The sequence below is a fragment of the Cupriavidus yeoncheonensis genome, from assembly GCF_905397275.1.
In the GTDB taxonomy this organism is placed as follows: domain Bacteria; phylum Pseudomonadota; class Gammaproteobacteria; order Burkholderiales; family Burkholderiaceae; genus Cupriavidus; species Cupriavidus yeoncheonensis.
Genome location: NZ_CAJPUY010000001.1, coordinates 124,637 through 142,089 on the forward strand (window position 1 = coordinate 124,637; position 17,453 = coordinate 142,089).

Genomic DNA, 17,453 nt, shown 5'->3' on the forward strand with positions numbered 1-17,453 from the left:
TTTTAACCTATTGACCAAAGCAATATGTCCGCATCCGCAGTAGGCCAGGGGCGCAATGTCGTCGTGATCGGCACCCAATGGGGTGACGAAGGCAAGGGAAAAATCGTCGATTGGCTTACCGACCATGCAAAGGGCGTGGTGCGGTTCCAGGGCGGCCACAACGCTGGCCATACCCTGATCATCGGCGGCAAGAAGACCATCCTGCGACTGATCCCGTCGGGAATCATGCGTGAAGGCACGGTCTGCTACATCGGAAACGGTGTGGTGCTGTCGCCCGAAGCCCTGTTCCGTGAAATCGAAGAACTTGAATCGGCTGGCCTGGAAGTGCAGAAACGCCTGCGCATCTCGGAAGCCGCGACGCTGATCCTGCCGTACCACGTGGCCATCGACAAGGCCCGCGAAGCGCGCCGCGGCGCTGCCAAGATCGGCACGACCGGCCGCGGCATCGGGCCGGCCTACGAAGACAAGGTGGCTCGCCGCGCGCTGCGCGTGCAGGATCTGTTCGACCCGAAGCAATTCGCCGAGCGCCTGCGCGAGAACCTGGACCTCCACAACTTCATGCTGACCCAGTACCTCGGCGCCGAAGCCGTGGACTATCAGCAGACGCTGGATGACGCGCTGGCCTTTGCGCCGCGCCTGGCGCCGATGGTCGCGGACGTGTCGGCCGAGCTCTACGCGGTCAATGCCGCCGGCGGCAACCTGATGTTCGAAGGCGCGCAAGGCACGCTGCTCGACGTGGACCACGGCACGTACCCGTTCGTGACCTCCAGCAACTGCGTGGCCGGTGCGGCTGCCGCAGGTGCCGGCGTGGGTCCGGGTCGCCTGAACTACATCCTGGGCATCACCAAGGCCTACTGCACGCGCGTTGGTGCCGGTCCGTTCCCGAGCGAACTGTACGACAACGACAATCCCGCTCGCCAGGATCCCGTCGGCGTGCGGCTGGCCAATGTCGGCAAGGAGTTCGGCTCGGTGACCGGTCGTCCGCGCCGCACCGGCTGGCTGGATGCCGCTGCGCTCAAGCGCTCGGTGCAGATCAACGGCGTGTCGGGCCTGTGCCTGACCAAGCTCGACGTGCTCGACGGCCTGGAAAGCATCAGCCTGTGCGTTGGCTACAAACTGGACGGCAAGACCGTGGACATCCTGCCGCGCGGTTCGGATGCCGTGGCGCGCTGCGAGCCGGTCTACGAGGAATTCCCCGGCTGGAACGAGTCGACGTTCGGCGTAAAGTCGTGGGACGCGCTGCCGGAAGCCGCGCGCACCTACCTCAAGCGCGTGGAAGAAGTGGTCGGCATTCCGATCGACATGATTTCGACCGGCCCGGATCGCGACGAGACAATCCTGCTGCGTCACCCGTACCTGGCCTGATCCGGTACACAGATTGCAAAGGCCGCGCGCCACAAGCGCGGCGGCCCCGCAAGAACAAAACGGCCCGCGCAAGCGGGCCGAGCCATATCGGTCAACCGACCAGAAGAAAGAAAGAGCAAATCATGAACCAGCCAACGAACGACGATGAGAACCTGTGGGTGTCCTGGGATGAGTACCATCGCCAGATCGCGCGTCTGTCGCTGAACGTGCATGAGTCGGGCTGGAAGTTCGACAAGATCCTGTGCCTGGCGCGCGGTGGCCTGCGCGTGGGCGACCAGATGTCGCGCATCTTCGACGTGCCGCTGGCCATCCTGGCCACCAGCAGTTACCGCGAAGCCGCGGGCACGCAGCAGGGCGATCTCGATATCGCCCAGTACATCACCATGACGCGTGGCGAGCTCACCGGCAAGATCCTGCTGGTGGATGATCTGGTCGATTCCGGGGTGACCCTGGAGCGCGTGGGGCGGCATCTGAAAGAGCGCTATCCCGCCGTGACGGAGGTCCGGTCCGCGGTGCTCTGGTACAAGGCCTGCTCCAAGGTCAAGCCGGACTATCACGAGACCTTCCTGCCGTCGAATCCCTGGATCCACCAGCCGTTCGAAGAATACGACACGCTGCGCCCGCACAACCTTGCGGCCTGGCTCAAGCGCGGCAAGCGCGCGCAGGAAGACGGCGTGCAAGGCTGAGGCGCTGTCGTAGAACTGCCGGCCCCGCCCCGGGGCCGCGCAACTCAGGCTTCAGTAACCGACCGTGAAGCGCTGGCGCGGATGCGCTGGCTTCTCGATCTCGTCGAGCATTGCGATCGCGTAGTCTTCCATCGAGATCCAGCTCTTGCCGGCAGCATCCGCCAGCAACGCATCCTGGCCCGCACGGTACCTGCCGGTGCGCTCGCCCGGCTCGAACAGGGCCGAGGGCGACAGGAACGTCCAGTCCAGATCCGACTCCCCGCGCAAGGCATCGAGAAAGTCGCGTCCGGCCAGCGCTTCGCCCTTGTAGGCGGCCGGGAATCCCGGCGTATCGACGAGTTGCGTGCCAGGCGCCACGAACAGGCTGCCTGCGCCGCCGACCACGAGCAGGCGCGCTACGCCGGCTGCCTTGACCGGCCCGACGACTTGCGGTGCCTTCAATTGCTCGAACCGCGCCGTGCTGATGGCCGCATCGTGGCCTGCCAGTGCGGCCGCCAGTGCCTGGCTGTCGGTCGCGTCAACGTCCCGCGTGATCAGGCCTTCGCGGGCAGGCAGGCTGCTGGCCGTGCGGGCCAGGGCGGTGACGCGATGACCGCGGCGCAGTGCTTCGTCGATCAGGCGGGTTCCCACGCGGCCGGTGGCGCCGATGATGGCAATATTCATGGTTGGTCCTTCTTTGTCAGGGTAAAGGGGTAAAGGTCGGTCAGGCAAATGCCACGTCCAGCGCGGCGGCGCTTGATATGAAACTGATGCGGTTACACATCAGGGCAAAAAAATTCAGCGCTTGCGGCGCTGGGCGGCATGTTCGACATCGGCGAGCATGCCGGCAATGGTGATCTCCGCTAGGGTAATGTCCATGGCGGACTGAGCCCGGTCCGCCACCAGCCGCAGGGCGCCGGTGATCTCCCTGCCTACCATGCAGGCCGGATTGGGTGCGCTCTGGTGCAGGGCAATCAGTGCCGTGGTCTCGACTGCCCGGAATACGTCGAGCAAGGTAATCCGTTCAGCGGGGCGCGCCAGCGCCGAGCCGCCGGTGCTGCCCATGGTGCTGGTGACCAGGCCGGCTTCGGCCAGTTGTCCGATCAGCCGCCGGATCAGTGCCGGGTTGGTGCCGACGCTGCCGGCGATCAGCGACGACGGCAACGGCTCGCTGGCGCTGGCCAGCAAGGTCAGGATATGGACGGCGACGGCGAACCGGCTGCTTGTGCTCATGGCGAAACCTTAATGTGAAACCATGATAGTTACAGATCGAGCAGCTTGTCAATCCGTCAGGGGGATCTCAGTTGTCGGGGCGTGACGACACGACGACTGTCGCGTTTTGTGTCGTAAGGGTGGCGGGAGAATGCCGGAATCGCCACTGAAACTGATACACTCGTCTGCAGTGCGGCCGTTTGGCTGCCGCAGATCAATAAATGGAATGCGGTCGAATCCGACCGCGAAGCGAGGAGTGCAAGTTGCCGGATCAGATGTGCGAGGCGAGGGCGGAAAACAAAAAACCCGCAGGCTTCAAAAGCGCTGCGGGTTTCTCGCTGATCTGGTGCCCAGGAGAGGACTCGAACCTCCACAGTGTTGCCACCGCTAGGACCTGAACCTAGTGCGTCTACCAATTCCGCCACCTGGGCAGGCGTCGAAACAACCGAAGCGCTCATTATAGAGAGCGCGGATTTTTTGTCAAATAGTTTTCAGAAAAAATTGAATCAAAACAACTATCCGATCCCCAGCCGGGAAGAAATCCTTGGCGTACTGAGAACCTCGGGGTCGCCCCAGTCGGCCGGCGATATTGCCAAGGCCCTGTCCGTCACGCGCAAGGAGCATGACGGATTCCAGAAACGCCTGGCCGCGATGGAACGCGACGGGCAGATCGAACTGAACCGCAAGGGCCGCTATGAACTGGCCCATCAACCCAATTTCGTTATCGGCCGTGTGCAGGGACACCGCGACGGCTTTGGCTTCCTGATTCGCGACGACGGCGAGGACGACATCTTCCTGCCGGAACGCGAGCTGCAGAAGGCCATGCACAATGACCGCGCGCAGGTGCGCGTGATCGGCTACGACCGGCGCGGCCGCCCGGAAGGGCAGATCGTGGAGATCATCGAGCGGGCCAACCGTTACGTGATCGGCCGCCTGCTCAACGAGGGCGGCGTGCTGGTCGTGGCGCCCGAGGACAAGCGCATCAGCCAGGACATCCTGATTCCGCCGAAGGCGCAGGGCAAGGCGCGCGTGGGGCAGGTGGTCAGCGTCGAACTGATCGAATATCCGGACCGCTATGTGCAGCCGGTCGGTCGCGTGGTGGAAGTGCTGGGCGATATCGATGATCCCGGCATGGAAATCGAGATCGCCGTGCGCAAGTACGGTGTGCCGCATGCTTTCTCGGAAGCGGCTGCCAAGGAAGCCTCGGCGCTGCCCGATGAAGTGCGGCAGGCCGACCTGGACCACCGCATCGACCTGCGCGATGTGGCGCTTGTCACGATCGACGGCGAGGACGCGCGCGACTTTGACGATGCCGTGTACTGCGAGCCCGTGAAGATCGGCCGCACCAAGGGCTGGCGCCTGGTCGTGGCCATTGCCGACGTATCGCACTACGTGCGGCCCGGCACGCCGCTGGATGCCGATGCGCTCGACCGTGCCACCTCCGTGTATTTCCCGCGCCGGGTGATCCCGATGCTGCCGGAGAAGCTGTCCAACGGCCTGTGCTCGCTCAACCCGCAGGTGGACCGCCTGTGCATGGTGTGCGACGCGGTGCTTACGGCCAAGGGCGAACTGAAGGGTTACCAGTTCTATCCGGCCGTCATGCACTCGGCGGCACGGCTGACCTACAACGAGGTCTGGTCGATCCTGTCGAACACCAAGGGGCCGGAAGCGCACAAGCGTGCTGATCTCGTGCCCCACCTGCAGAACCTGTATGAGCTGTTCCAGGTCTTGCTCAAGGCGCGGCGTGCGCGCGGCGCGATCGACTTCGATACCACCGAGACGTATATCGTCTGCAATGCGCAGGGCAAGATCGAGCAGATCCTGCCGCGCACGCGCAACGACGCGCACCGCCTGATCGAGGAGTGCATGCTGACGGCCAACGTCTGCGCGGCCGATTTCATCGAGCGCTTCAAGCACCCGGCGCTATATCGGATCCACGCGGGCCCGAGCGAGGAAAAGCTGAAGAACCTGCGCGAGTTCCTGAGGACCTCGGGGCTGTCGCTGGGTGGCGGGGACAAGCCGCAGGCGTCCGATTACGCCGAGGTGATGGACAAGATCAAGTCGCGGCCCGACGCGCCGATGCTGCAGACCATGCTGCTGCGCTCCATGCAGCAGGCGGTCTACAGCCCCGACAATATCGGCCACTTCGGTCTGGCCTACGAGGCCTACGCGCATTTCACCAGCCCGATCCGCCGCTATCCGGACTTGCTGGTGCACCGCGCGATCAAGGCAATCCTGGCGCATACCAAGTATCAGCCGGCCTTCGCGCACGGCACCGAGTTCAATACCGCGGTTTCGCCCAAGGCGCGGCGCCTGCAGGCCAAGGACGCCGAGCAGAAGGCCGAGCTGACCGCGGCACGTGCGCGGCGCAATGAAGCCATCTGGGACGAGCTGGGGCTGCATTGCTCGGCCAATGAGCGCCGCGCCGACGAGGCCTCGCGTGATGTCGAAGCCTGGCTCAAGTGCTATTTCATGCGCGACAAGCTGGGCAGCGACTTCGCCGGCACCATCAGCGCCGTGACGTCGTTCGGCATCTTCGTGCAGTTGGACGAGTTGTACGTGGAGGGCCTGGTGCACGTCACCGAACTCGGCAGCGACTACTTCCAGTACGACGAAGCCCGCAACGAACTGCGTGGCGAACGTACCGGCATCCGCTATCGCCTGACTGACCGCGTGCGTGTGCAAGTTTCACGCGTGGATCTCGACGCGCGCAAGATCGACTTCCGCCTGGTGCAGGAGCCGTCGGCCAAGACCCTGCGCGCTCGCGCCGGCGTGAGCGAACCGCCGCGCGTGCCGGCCGCGCATGCGGTGCCGGCACGCCAGAAGGGGCGGCAACTGGCGGCCCTGCTGGGCGGTACCTCCAAGCCGGAGGAGTCGTTCGACGAGACGCTGGATCGCGTGATCGAAGAGCAGCCAGTGTTCGAGGCGGTGATCACGCCGCTGCGGCCGCACGTCAAGACCGGTGGCAAGCCGGCCAAGCACGCTGCCAAGCCCAAGCCGAGCCATCTGGACAAGCCGCGCAAGCCGGCTTCGAAGACGCACGCGGCCAAGACCGCTGGCAAGACGTCGCGCCCCCCGCGCAAGCATTAAGCCGGGGCTTTCCGGGGCGCCGCGGCATGGGCGTTCCCGGATGGCGCGCACGAAGCGCGCTGGCGGGCCGGGCAGGGCGAGTACAATCGCGCCATGGCTAAACAAAAACTTCTGATCGGCTTTCACGCCGTGACCGCGCGCTTGCGCCAGGACGCCAAGGGCGTCACCGATGTCTATGTCGAGGCTTCGCGCCGCGACCGTCGCATGCAGGACTTCATCCGCCTGGCCGAAGGCCTGGGCGTGCGCCTGCACCCCGTGGACGCCGAGCGTCTGCGCGGCATGGCCGGTACCGATCGTCACCAGGGCGTGGTGGCGCGCGCCGAAGACGTGGCGCTGGCGCTGAACCTCGACGAATTGCTCGATGGCATTGAAGGCACCCCGCTGCTGCTGGTGCTCGATGGCGTGACCGATCCTCATAACCTAGGCGCCTGCCTGCGCGTGGCGGACGGCGCCGGTGCGCACGCCGTGATCGCGCCCAAGGACCGCAGCGTCGGGCTGAACACCACGGTGGCGAAGGTGGCCAGCGGTGCGGCCGAGACCGTGCCCTATATCACCGTGACCAATCTTGCCCGCACCCTGCGCGAACTGCAGGAACGCGGCATCTGGGTGGTCGGTACCGCCGACGACACCGAGAAGACGCTCTACGACATTGACCTGAAGGGTCCGATGGCCATCGTGATGGGCGCCGAAGGCGAGGGCATGCGACGCCTCACGCGCGAGACCTGCGACGAACTGGTCGGCATCCCGATGCTTGGCGGCGTCGAGAGCCTCAATGTGTCGGTGGCCAGCGGTGTCTGTCTGTACGAGGCCGTGCGACAGCGGCGCGTGAAGTAAGCTTCAGAAACCAACGCGCCGCTATAACGCGGCGCGCACCGTTCGGCAGGCGGCGTCGATTCCGCCGCCTGCCGCTACTCTGCAAACAAGTCCGGGCCAAACACCTCATAGTGGATACGCGCCTCACGGACGCCGAGATCCTTCAGTGCGTCATGCTGGATGCGCATGAACGGAATCGGCCCGCAGATATAGTAGTCGGCATCCGGCAGCAGGACAGTGTCCTTGATCGACCTGACGTCGACGAGCCCGGCGCGATCATAGTCCCTGCCCGCGACATCCTGCGGCAGCGGGTCATCGTAGAAAACCATCAGGCTGAAATTGGCATACATCCGGGCGGCTTCACGCAGCCGGTCGCGCATCGCGTGGACAGCGCCGTTGCGTGCGCCGTGGATGAAGACAACTTGCCGCTGTGGATCTTGTATGGCCCGCTTGAGCATACTGATCATCGGGGTCAGCCCGACGCCGCCGCTGATCAGGATAATGGGCGTCTTCGCGTTGACGTCAATATGGAAACTGCCATAGGGTGCCGCCAGCCTGACGGTGTCCCCGACATTGACATGCTCATGCAGCAGGCTTGAGACGTAGCCGGCCGGCTGCGGGCCGCCGTCTTCGCGCTTCACGGAGATGCGGTAGCTGTGCCCGTTCGGCATGTCCGACAGGCTGTACTGGCGGATCTGTTGCAGGCCCAGTGCCGGCACCTCGACGGCGATGCTGATGTACTGGCCCGGTTCGAAATTCATCACCGCGTCGCCATCGGCCGGCTCAAGGACGAACGATGTGATCACACTGCTCTCCGGCGTCTTCTCGCGGACGACAAAGCTGCGCCAGCCGGACCAGCCGCCCGGTTGTGCGGCGGAGCGCTCGTACAGTTCGCTTTCCATGCCCATGAGGACGTCGGCCAGATTTCCGTACGCCTGCGCCCAGGCAGAAATGATGTCGTCGGTAGCGGCGGCGCCCAGGACTTCCTTGATGGCGCCCAGCAGGTGTTCTTCGACGATCGGGTATTGCTCGGCGCGCACGCCGAGACTCGCGTGCTTGTTGGCAATGTTCTTCAATACGGCCATCAGACTGCCCGGGTCTTCGATATTCTCGGCATAGGCGTAGACCGCGCGCGCCAGTGCCTGTTGCTGCTGCCCCTGTTCCTGGTGAGCCATGTTGAAGATGTTCTTCAACTCCGGGTGGGCTTCGAACATGCGCTTGTAAAAGCACTTGATGATGTCATAGCCGTGTTCGGCCAGCACGGGCGCGGTGGCTTTCACGATGTCCTTCGTCTTCTGCGTCAGCATGATCGGTCTCCTTTGCGGGGCACGAGTGCGCCAGAGCGGCACAGGTGCGACGGCGGCCTGGCTCGTCGCGTTGCTTGCTCTCCAGTCTAGAGGTTGATCAGCGCGGCAGAGGGGGACGAGGCACGCTCGGTGGCGACGCCCTGGTGCTACGTGGTGTGAGGTTCCGGTAAGGGGCTAGAATCTGCGTCAAGCGTGACGCCCGGCTGCGCCGGCAGCGCGTGCAAGCGCCAGCCGTCGTGGCCGAGCCGTCCGTGTCCGAATTCTTGATAAAGGTTGCCATGTCAGTGCCCTGCCGTTGTCCCGCAAGCCCAGCCGGCGTGTGGGGAATGAACCATTGCACCAGCCTTGCGCAGCGCTGACAGCATGAGCAATGATCCCCTGATCCCCACGTCGTCGCCATGGCCCGGCCTGGAAGAAGCCCGGGACCTGATCGCGCAAGCGCGCAGCGTGTTCGTGCTGACCGGCGCGGGCATTTCCGCCGAATCGGGTGTGCCGACGTTTCGCGATGCGCTGACCGGGCTTTGGGCGCAGTTCGATCCGGAAGAACTGGCAAGCGAGGATGCCTACCGCCGCCAGCCCGCACTCGTGTGGGAGTGGTATCAGCACCGGCGCGCACTGGTCGCGGCCGCCCGTCCGAATCCGGCGCACTACGCGCTGGCTGCGCTGGCCGCACAGAAGCCGGTGACGCTGGTTACGCAGAACGTCGACGGCCTGCACCAGCGCGCAGGCAGCGAGCATGTCATCGAACTGCACGGAAACCTGTTTGCCAACAAATGGCTGAACGGGTGCGGGCGCTGTGACGAGGCCACAGCCATTCCCGGCGATCCGCCGTGCTGCAGCCTGTGCGGCGCGCTGATGCGGCCCGGTGTGGTGTGGTTCGGAGAGGACCTGCCGCGCGTGGCGCGCTTCCGTGCCGAGCATGCGGCCGAGACTGCCGACCTGTGCCTGGTCGTGGGGACGTCGGGGCTGGTGTATCCGGCGGCCGGGCTGCCTGGCCTGGCGAGGGATCATGGCGCACGGGTCGTCGTGGTGAATCCGCAGCCTTCGGCGCTGGACCAGACCGCCGACGTGGTGCTGCCCGCAGCGGCGGGTGCATGCCTGCCGCTGCTATGGCCGCAATCCGGCACCGAGACGGAGCCGGACTAGACGAGGGGCTTCAGCCGGCGATTTCCGCGACCAGCTTTTCCAGCTTGATCGCGTCCGCGGCAAACTGGCGGATGCCTTCGGCCAGCTTCTCGGTGGCCATGGCATCTTCGTTCAGCTGCCAGCGGAAAGCAGGCTCGTCCGCGGGGATGCGCGCGATGTTTCCGGCCTGCGCCAGGTCGACCGACAGCTTGCGTTCCAACGTGCCTTCCGCGCTGGCCAGCTGCTCGAGCAGGTCGGGGCTGATGGTGAGCAGGTCGCTGCCGGCCAGGGCGACGATCTGCGCGGGGCTGCGGAAGCTCGCGCCCATCACTTCGGTGGAGTAGCCGAACTTCTTGTAGTAGTCGTAGATCTGGCGCACCGAACGCACGCCGGGATCGTTGTCGCCGGCATTGGCCGCCGCGTCCCACTGGTCGCCGGCCTGCTTCTTGTACCAGTCGAGAATTCGGCCGACAAACGGCGAGATCAGTTGCGCGCCGGCCTCGGCACAGGCGACGGCCTGCACCAAGGAGAACAGCAGCGTCATATTGCAGCGGATGCCTTCGCGCTGCAGGACCTCCGCCGCACGGATGCCTTCCCACGTCGATGCAATCTTGATCAGCACGCGCTCGCGGGCCACGCCGCGCTGCTCGTACAGGCGGATCAGGTGCCGGGCTTTCTCGATGGTCGCGTCGGTGTCGAACGACAAGCGGGCATCGACTTCGGTCGACACGCGCCCTGGCACGATGGCAAGGATCTCGCAGCCGAACGCGATCAGCACGCCGTCCATCACGGCATCGACACCGCCTTCATCGTGATAATCGTACACCGCCTTTTCCAGCAGCCCGCGGTACTCGGGCTTCTGCACCGCCTTGAGGATCAGCGACGGATTGGTGGTGGCGTCCTGGGGGGTGTACTGCTTCATCAGCTGGAAGTCGCCGGTATCGGCCACGACCGTGGTGAACTGCTTGAGTTGTTCGAGCTGGTTCATGATCGGTATGTCGTTGCAGTCGTCATGTTGAGGCGGGGAGGGCGGCCGTTCGGCAGGGCCGTGCGTGCCTTGCGGCTCATTGTACCGTCGCGCGCAGGCCGGGCCGTCGCAATCCGCTACACTACGCGTTTTCTTCCCCAAGCCATCTGGCTGTTGTCATGACTCAGGATGAACTCAAGGCGCTGGTGGCGCAAGCCGCGGCCGACTACGTGAAGCAGGAAGTCCCGGAGGGCGCGGTGCTTGGCGTCGGTACCGGTTCCACTGCCAATCTTTTCATTGACGCCGTGGCGGCGTTCAAGGAACGCTTCGCGGGTGCGGTATCCAGCTCAGAGGCCTCCACGCGTCGGCTGCAGCAGCATGGTTTCAAGGTGCTCGACCTGAACGAAGTCGACGATATCCCCGTTTATGTCGACGGTGCCGATGAGGTTGACGCCAGCGGTGCCATGATCAAGGGCGGCGGCGGCGCGCTGACGCGCGAGAAGATCGTGGCATCGGTCGCGGGCCGTTTCGTGTGCATCGCGGATGGCAGCAAGCTGGTGGAAACCATGGGCGCCTTCCCGTTGCCCGTCGAAGTGATTCCGATGGCACGCGCCGCGGTGGCGCGCCAGCTGGCCGCGCTCGGTGGCCAGCCGCGCCTGCGCATGAACAAGGACGGTGGCATCTACAAGACCGACAACGGCAATGTGATCCTGGATGTGGCCGGTCTGAAGATCAGCGACCCGCGCGGGCTGGAACAGTCCGTCAACCAGATCCCCGGCGTTGTGACGGTAGGTCTGTTTGCCCTGCGTGGCGCGAACGTGCTGCTGCTCGGCACGGGGGATGGCGTCCGGCGCACCGACTACTGAGCCACCGGCGCGGGATGCGCCATGGCAAAAAGGGGTGCCGCCGGCACCCCTTTTCATTTTGCTGGCCGTGGAACTCAGGCCTGCGGCGGAACGTAGCCCTGAGCCTGGTCCGCGCCTTCGCCGAAGAAGTACTTCTCCGTCTGCTTGAGCAGGTACTGACGCGCGCGCGCGTCAGCCATGTTCAGGCGGTTCTCATTGATCAGCATGGTCTGGTGCTTGAGCCAGCCGGCCCAGGCTTCCTTCGAGACGCTCTGCCAGATCTTCTTGCCGAGTTCGCCGGGCAGGGGCGGGAGATCGAGCCCTTCGGCTTCCTTGTTCAGCTTGATGCAGTGGACCATGCGGGCCATGGGAACTCCTTGTGTATGTTGGCGGGAGCGGGGCGGCACAAAGCCATGCCGCGCGCCGTGCGCTCCCGATTGTGTGATTCAGTGGACGGCTGGTGCGCTATTGTAGCCAAGCAGGGCGTGGCGCCGCCGCCTGGCGGCATTGCCCCTACGGTGACTACAGCTTTTTCATGAGCACCATCGACTTGCGCTGCCAGTTGTAGAGCTTGCGCTTGTCTTCGGGCAGGTCATCCACCGTGGCGTGGACGAAGCCGCGCTTGAGGAACCAGTGTTCCGTGCGCGTGGTGAGCACGAACAGCCGCTCCAGGCCCAGCGAGCGTGCGCGCCGTTCGATGCGCTTGAGCAGGCGCTCGCCGTCGCCGGTACCTTGTGCTTCGGACGATACCGTCAGGCAGGCCATCTCGCCCATGTTCTCGCGCGGGTAGTCGTACAGCGCGGCGCAACCGAACAGCACGCCATCGTGCTCGATCACCGAGAAGTTGGCGATGTCGCGCTCGATCAGGTGCCGGCCGCGCGGAACCAATGTGCCGTCCTGCTCGAGCGGAGCGATCAGCTGCAGGATGCCGCCGACATCATCCAGCGTGGCTTCACGCAGGCTTTCCAGGTCCGTGTCGGAGATCATGGTGCCGACGCCGTCGTGCAGGAACAGCTCCAGCAGCACCGAACCGTCCAGCGAATAGGGGATCAGGTGCGCGCGCGGCACGCCGCCCTTGAGCGCCTTGACCAGGTGCTGCAGGTAGTAGCCGATGTCGGGCGGCAGGTGGTTGTTCTGCAGGCGCTCCACGGCGGTGCGCAGCGACATCTCCTTCATCAGCTTGCCGACCGGGTCGAGCACGCCCGGCACTTCGGTGATGAAGACGAGCTTGTCGGCCTTCAGCGCGGTGGCCGTGGCGCTGGCCACGTCTTCCATGGACAGGTTGAAAGCCTGGCCCGTCGGCGAGAAACCCAGCGGCGAGAACAACACGATCTTGCCGTGCGACAGCGACATGCGCACCGATTCGCCGTCGATCTTGCGCACCAGGCCGGTGTGCTGGTAGTCCACGCCGTTGACGATGCCCACCGGCCGGGCCGTGACGAAGTTGCCCGAGATCACCGACAGCTGGGCGCCCGCCATCGGCGTGTTCGGCAGCCCCTGGCTGAAGGCCGCCTCGATATCCAGGCGCAGTTCGCCCGAGGCTTCCTTGGCGCATTCCAGCGCGGCGTTGTCGGTGATGCGCACGCCATCGGCGAACTGGGACTCCACATGGCGCAGCCCCAGCTGCTCTTCCACCTGCGGGCGCGAGCCGTGTACCAGCACGATCTGCATGCCCATGGCATGCAGCAGTGCCACATCGTTGACCAGCGCGTTGAGCACGCCAGCCTTGACCAGTTCGCCACCGAAGGCGATCACGAAGGTCTTGCCGCGGAACGCGTGGATGTAGGGCGCGACCGTGCGCAGCCAGTCGACGAACTGCTGGTGGTCCGGCGCGCCGCGCTCGACGGCCTCGGTCTGGGGCGCGCCCGTGGCGGGCTGCGATTCGGTGGCAGGCTGGGGCTCGGCCGGCTCGGAAGGAGCCGGTGCCTGCGGTGGCGTGTCGGTTCTGGCATTCATGCCGCGGATTATAATCCCGGCCAATGTCAGAACAACGTCCCGCCAAGCCTTCTTCGCCACGCCAGCCAGCCGCTGGCGCCCGGCCAGCCCTCCGAACCGACGGCCGCCCCGAGCAGCGCCCGCCATCCCGCCCCGGCCCGCGGCCCGAGACCGCGTCCGGCGGCGAGGCGCAGGCCGGGCGCCGGCGCGCGCCCGGTACGCCCCGAGCGCCGCGCCAGGCCAACCCGCTGCCGCCCATCACGTTTCCCGAAGCGCTGCCCGTCTCGGCCCGCCGCGACGAGATCGCGGCCGCGCTGCAGGCCAATCAGGTCGTCATCGTGTCCGGCGAGACGGGTTCGGGCAAGACCACGCAGCTGCCCAAGATCTGCCTGTCGATCGGGCGCGGGCCCGGGCGCGAAGGCGGCGGCCTGATCGGCCACACCCAGCCGCGGCGCATTGCCGCCACTTCGACGGCCAAGCGCATTGCGCAGGAGCTGGGTTCGCCGGTGGGCGAGCACGTGGGCTACCAGGTGCGCTTCAATGACGCGCTCTCGGCAGGCGCCTCGGTCAAGCTGATGACCGACGGCATCTTGCTGGCCGAAACGCAGAATGATCCGCTGCTGCGCGCGTACGACACCATCATCATCGACGAGGCGCACGAACGCAGCCTGAACATCGACTTCCTGATCGGCTACCTGAGGCAGATCCTGCCGAAGCGCCCCGATCTCAAGGTCATCATCACGTCGGCGACCATCGACGCGCAGCGCTTCGCGACGCATTTTTCGGTCAATGGCAAGCCGGCCCCCGTCATCGAGGTAAGCGGGCGGCTGTACCCGGTGGAAATCCGCTACCGGCCGATCCGGCAGGATGCACCTGCCGACAGCCCGCCGAAGAGCGCCCAGGCCCGCGAGCGCGACCTGTACGACGGCATCGTCGATGCGGTAGACGAGCTGTCCCGCCTGGGCCCCGGCGACGTGCTGGTGTTCCTGCCGGGCGAGCGCGAGATCCGCGAGGCCGCCGAGGCGCTGCGCAAGCATCATCCGCCGCACACGGAAATCCTGCCGCTGTTCGCGCGCCTGTCGGTGCAGGAGCAGGAGCGCGTGTTCAAGCCGTCCAATGCGCGCCGCATCGTGCTGGCGACCAACGTCGCGGAGACGTCGCTGACGGTGCCGGGCATCCGCTACGTGGTGGATACGGGGCTCGCGCGCGTCAAGCGCTATTCCTATCGCAACAAGGTCGAACAGCTTCAGATCGAGTCGATTTCGCAGGCTGCCGCCAACCAGCGCGCCGGCCGCTGCGGTCGCGTGGCCGATGGGGTTTGCATCCGGCTCTATGAGGAATCGGATTTCGTCGGCCGCGTGCGCTTCACGGATCCGGAGATCCTGCGTTCCTCGCTGGCCGCGGTGATCCTGCGCATGAAGGCGCTGCGGCTGACGGATATCGAAGCGTTCCCGTTCATCGAGCCGCCGCTGGGCCGGGCTGTCGCCGACGGCTACCAGTTGCTGCAGGAACTCGGCGCGGTGGACGATGCCAACCAGCTCACCGGGACCGGGCGCCAGCTCGCCAAGTTGCCGCTGGACCCGCGCGTGGCGCGCATGATCCTGGCCGCGCGCGAGCAGCACTGCCTGCGCGAGGTGCTGGTCATTGCCAGCGCGCTGTCGGTGCAGGACCCGCGCGAGCGTCCGCAGGAAGCGCAGGAGGCGGCCGACCAGGCCCACCGCAAGTTCATGGACGAGAAGTCCGAGTTCCTGGGCTGGGTCCGGCTGTGGAAATGGTTCGAAGAGGCCGTGGCGCACAAGAAATCCAACCGGCAGCTGCAGGACCTGTGCCGCGCGAGCTTCCTGTCGCATGTGCGGTTGCGCGAGTGGCGCGACGTGCATTCGCAGTTGCTGACCACGGTGACCGAGCAAGGCTGGCGCCTGAACGACAGCGAGCCGACCTATGAACAGCTGCACAAGGCGTTGCTGACCGGCCTGCTCGGCAACGTCGGCTGCCGGATCGAGGATAGCGACGGCAAGGGGCGCGAGTACCTTGGCGCACGCGGCATCAAGTTCCACCTGTGGCCGGGTTCGCTGATTGCGCGCAAGGTGGGCCGCTGGGTCATGGCGGCCGAACTGGTCGAGACCAGCCGGCTGTTCGCGCGCACGCTCGCGCGCATCGAGCCGGAGTGGCTGGAACAGGTCGGGCGCCACTTGCTCAAGGTGAGCTGGAGCGACCCGCACTGGGAAAAGAAAGCCGGGCAGGTGCTGGCGCTGGAGCGCGCCACGCTGTACGGGCTGGTGGTGTACCAGCACCGCCGCGTGCACTACGGGCCGATGAACCCCAAGGAAGCGCGCGAGATATTTATCCGCCGCGGCCTGGTCGAGGGCGAGTTCGACACGCGACTGCCGTTCTATGCGCACAACCAGCGGCTCGTGCGCGAGATCGAGAACCTCGAACACAAGTCCCGCCGCCAGGACGTACTGGTCGATGACGAGCTGATCTACGCGTTCTATGACCGCGCAATTCCGGCCGATATCTGCCAGCAGACGACATTCGAGCAGTGGTACCAGGCCGACAGCGCAAAGGACCGCAAGCTGCTCTACCTCAACCGCGAGGAGCTGATGCGGCACGAGGCGGCCGGCATCACCACGGACCTGTTCCCCAAGACCCTGTCCGTGGCCGGCGTCGACATGGGCCTGACCTATCATTTCGAACCCGGCAGCCACCGCGACGGCGTCACGCTGGCCGTGCCGCTCTACGCGCTCAACCAGTTGCGCCCGGAGCGGGCGGAGTGGCTGGTGCCGGGCATGATCAAGGAAAAGGTCCACCTGCTGCTCAAGTCGCTGCCGCAGAAGCTGCGCCGCCACTGCGTGCCGCTGCCGGACTATGCTGCCAGCTTCGTGATGCGGCATCCGTTTGGCGAAGGCGAACTGATCGACGTACTGATCGCGGACATCCGCGAACAGACCGGTACGGTGGTGAGGCGTGCCGATTTCAAGCCGGAAACGCTGTCCGCGCACCACTTCATGAATTTCAAGGTGGTCGACGAACACGGCCGCCAGCTCGACATGGGGCGCAACCTGGCGCAGTTGCGCGCGGAACTCGGCGGCCAGGCGCAGCAGTCGTTCCAGAACATTGCGGCGCGCGACGTGCCGGCAGCCGAGGCGGGCCAGTATGAGGGTTTGACGTCCTGGTCATTCGGTGAACTGCCCGATCTGCTGGAAATCCGCAAGGGCAGCCAGACGCTGTTCGGCTACCCGGCACTGGTCGACAAGGGCACGCATTGCGACGTGGAAGTCTTCGACGATCCGCAGGAGGCCGAGCGCATCCACCATGCGGGCCTGCGCCGGCTGTTCGCGCTGCAGTTGCGCGAACCGGTCAAGTTCATCGAGAAGAACATCCCTGGCCTGCAGCAGATGGCCATGCAGTACATGACCCTGGGCACGCAGGAGATGCTGCGCGAGCAGATCGTGTTGCTGGCGCTCGAGCGTGCCTGCCTGCAGGCGCCGCTGCCGCGCAACGACGCCGAGTTCAGCGTCCGCAAGGACGAGGGGCGGGCCAGGCTGTCGCTGCTGGCGCAGGAGATCGCGCGGCTGGCGGGCACCATCCTGGCCGAGTACGCGGGTCTGCCGCGCAAGCTGCTGCAGGCGAAATCTTTCGGCACGGCCTATGCCGATATGGAAGGGCAACTGGGCCGGCTGGTGGGCAAGCAGTTTCTCATCGATACGCCGTACGCCCAACTCGTGCATTTCCCGCGCTACCTGAAGGGCATCGCCATGCGCGTGGACAAGCTCAAGGGCGACCCGGCGCGCGATACGCAGCGCATGCAGGAGATGGCGCCGCTGCTGCAGCAGTGGCAGCGCGCGGAGAAGCAACTGCGGACGCAGGGCAAGGGGGCGGCGGACGCCAGGCTGGATGAGTTCCGATGGATGCTAGAAGAATTGCGCATCGCACTATTTGCCCAGGAACTTCGCACGCCGGTGCCGATGTCCATCAAGCGCCTGCAGAAGGTCTGGGAAGCCATGCAGCGATAAATGGCGGCCTTGCCGGGCGATTGAGACCGAAAGCGCCAGAGATGTGTAACCAATTGTGAAAGTCTTGTCCGCGATCAGTTGGGCGGTCATCTTGGCGCCCCTGCGAAACGTTA

Annotated in this window: 13 protein-coding genes and 1 tRNA gene; 7 read left to right on the top strand and 7 right to left on the bottom strand. The window is 65.5% G+C overall.

Annotated elements, in window-relative coordinates:
• Positions 1 to 24: 24 nt before the first annotated feature.
• The gene (locus KHO22_RS00565) at positions 25 to 1,365 is read left to right on the top strand and encodes an adenylosuccinate synthase (protein WP_211945147.1); all 1,341 of its coding nucleotides are present in this window, start codon (positions 25 to 27) and stop codon (positions 1,363 to 1,365) included.
• Positions 1,366 to 1,487: 122 nt separating this feature from the next.
• Complete coding sequence (locus KHO22_RS00570; protein ID WP_211945148.1) at positions 1,488 to 2,051, top strand: phosphoribosyltransferase; 564 nt, start codon at positions 1,488 to 1,490, stop codon at positions 2,049 to 2,051.
• Positions 2,052 to 2,102: 51 nt separating this feature from the next.
• Here KHO22_RS00570 and KHO22_RS00575 read toward each other — a convergent pair whose 3' ends face one another.
• From KHO22_RS00575 to KHO22_RS00585, 3 genes are all read right to left on the bottom strand, one after another.
• Entirely contained in the window at positions 2,103 to 2,714 is a 612-nt protein-coding gene (locus tag KHO22_RS00575; RefSeq protein ID WP_211945149.1) for an NAD(P)-dependent oxidoreductase, read from the bottom strand.
• 114 nt (positions 2,715 to 2,828) lie between these two features.
• Complete coding sequence (locus KHO22_RS00580; protein WP_211945150.1) at positions 2,829 to 3,263, bottom strand: Rrf2 family transcriptional regulator; 435 nt, start codon at positions 3,261 to 3,263, stop codon at positions 2,829 to 2,831.
• Between the two features lie 323 nt (positions 3,264 to 3,586).
• Positions 3,587 to 3,673, bottom strand: a tRNA-Leu gene (locus KHO22_RS00585).
• Between the two features lie 70 nt (positions 3,674 to 3,743).
• Here KHO22_RS00585 and rnr point away from each other — a divergent pair.
• On the top strand, positions 3,744 to 6,332 hold the full coding sequence (gene rnr / locus KHO22_RS00590; protein ID WP_211945151.1) for a ribonuclease R: 2,589 nt from the start codon (positions 3,744 to 3,746) through the stop codon (positions 6,330 to 6,332).
• Between the two features lie 93 nt (positions 6,333 to 6,425).
• Positions 6,426 to 7,166: a 23S rRNA (guanosine(2251)-2'-O)-methyltransferase RlmB gene (gene rlmB / locus KHO22_RS00595; RefSeq protein ID WP_211945152.1), complete on the top strand. Its 741-nt coding sequence runs from the start codon at positions 6,426 to 6,428 to the stop codon at positions 7,164 to 7,166.
• 74 nt (positions 7,167 to 7,240) lie between these two features.
• On the opposite strand, the gene hmpA is transcribed toward rlmB, so the two are convergent.
• Complete coding sequence (gene hmpA / locus KHO22_RS00600) at positions 7,241 to 8,452, bottom strand: NO-inducible flavohemoprotein (RefSeq protein WP_211945153.1); 1,212 nt, start codon at positions 8,450 to 8,452, stop codon at positions 7,241 to 7,243.
• 363 nt (positions 8,453 to 8,815) lie between these two features.
• On the opposite strand from hmpA, the gene KHO22_RS00605 reads away from it, so the two are divergent.
• Complete coding sequence (locus tag KHO22_RS00605; RefSeq protein WP_211945154.1) at positions 8,816 to 9,598, top strand: SIR2 family NAD-dependent protein deacylase; 783 nt, start codon at positions 8,816 to 8,818, stop codon at positions 9,596 to 9,598.
• Positions 9,599 to 9,608: 10 nt separating this feature from the next.
• On the opposite strand, the gene tal is transcribed toward KHO22_RS00605, so the two are convergent.
• The gene (tal, locus tag KHO22_RS00610; RefSeq protein WP_211945155.1) at positions 9,609 to 10,565 is read right to left on the bottom strand and encodes a transaldolase; all 957 of its coding nucleotides are present in this window, start codon (positions 10,563 to 10,565) and stop codon (positions 9,609 to 9,611) included.
• A 158-nt stretch (positions 10,566 to 10,723) separates the two neighbouring features.
• On the opposite strand from tal, the gene rpiA reads away from it, so the two are divergent.
• Positions 10,724 to 11,410, top strand: coding sequence for a ribose-5-phosphate isomerase RpiA (gene rpiA / locus KHO22_RS00615; RefSeq protein WP_211945156.1), 687 nt, complete (start codon positions 10,724 to 10,726; stop codon positions 11,408 to 11,410).
• 74 nt (positions 11,411 to 11,484) lie between these two features.
• Here rpiA and KHO22_RS00620 read toward each other — a convergent pair whose 3' ends face one another.
• Positions 11,485 to 11,757 carry an oxidative damage protection protein gene (locus tag KHO22_RS00620; protein ID WP_211945157.1) on the bottom strand — a complete coding sequence of 91 codons (273 nt, stop codon included), beginning with the start codon at positions 11,755 to 11,757 and terminating at the stop codon, positions 11,485 to 11,487.
• Between the two features lie 154 nt (positions 11,758 to 11,911).
• On the bottom strand, positions 11,912 to 13,345 hold the full coding sequence (argA, locus tag KHO22_RS00625) for an amino-acid N-acetyltransferase (protein WP_211945158.1): 1,434 nt from the start codon (positions 13,343 to 13,345) through the stop codon (positions 11,912 to 11,914).
• A gap of 23 nt (positions 13,346 to 13,368) precedes the next feature.
• Here argA and hrpA point away from each other — a divergent pair, with 23 nt between their 5' ends.
• Positions 13,369 to 17,340 carry an ATP-dependent RNA helicase HrpA gene (gene hrpA, locus KHO22_RS00630; protein ID WP_211945159.1) on the top strand — a complete coding sequence of 1,324 codons (3,972 nt, stop codon included), beginning with the start codon at positions 13,369 to 13,371 and terminating at the stop codon, positions 17,338 to 17,340.
• The last annotated feature ends 113 nt before the right edge of the window (positions 17,341 to 17,453 follow it).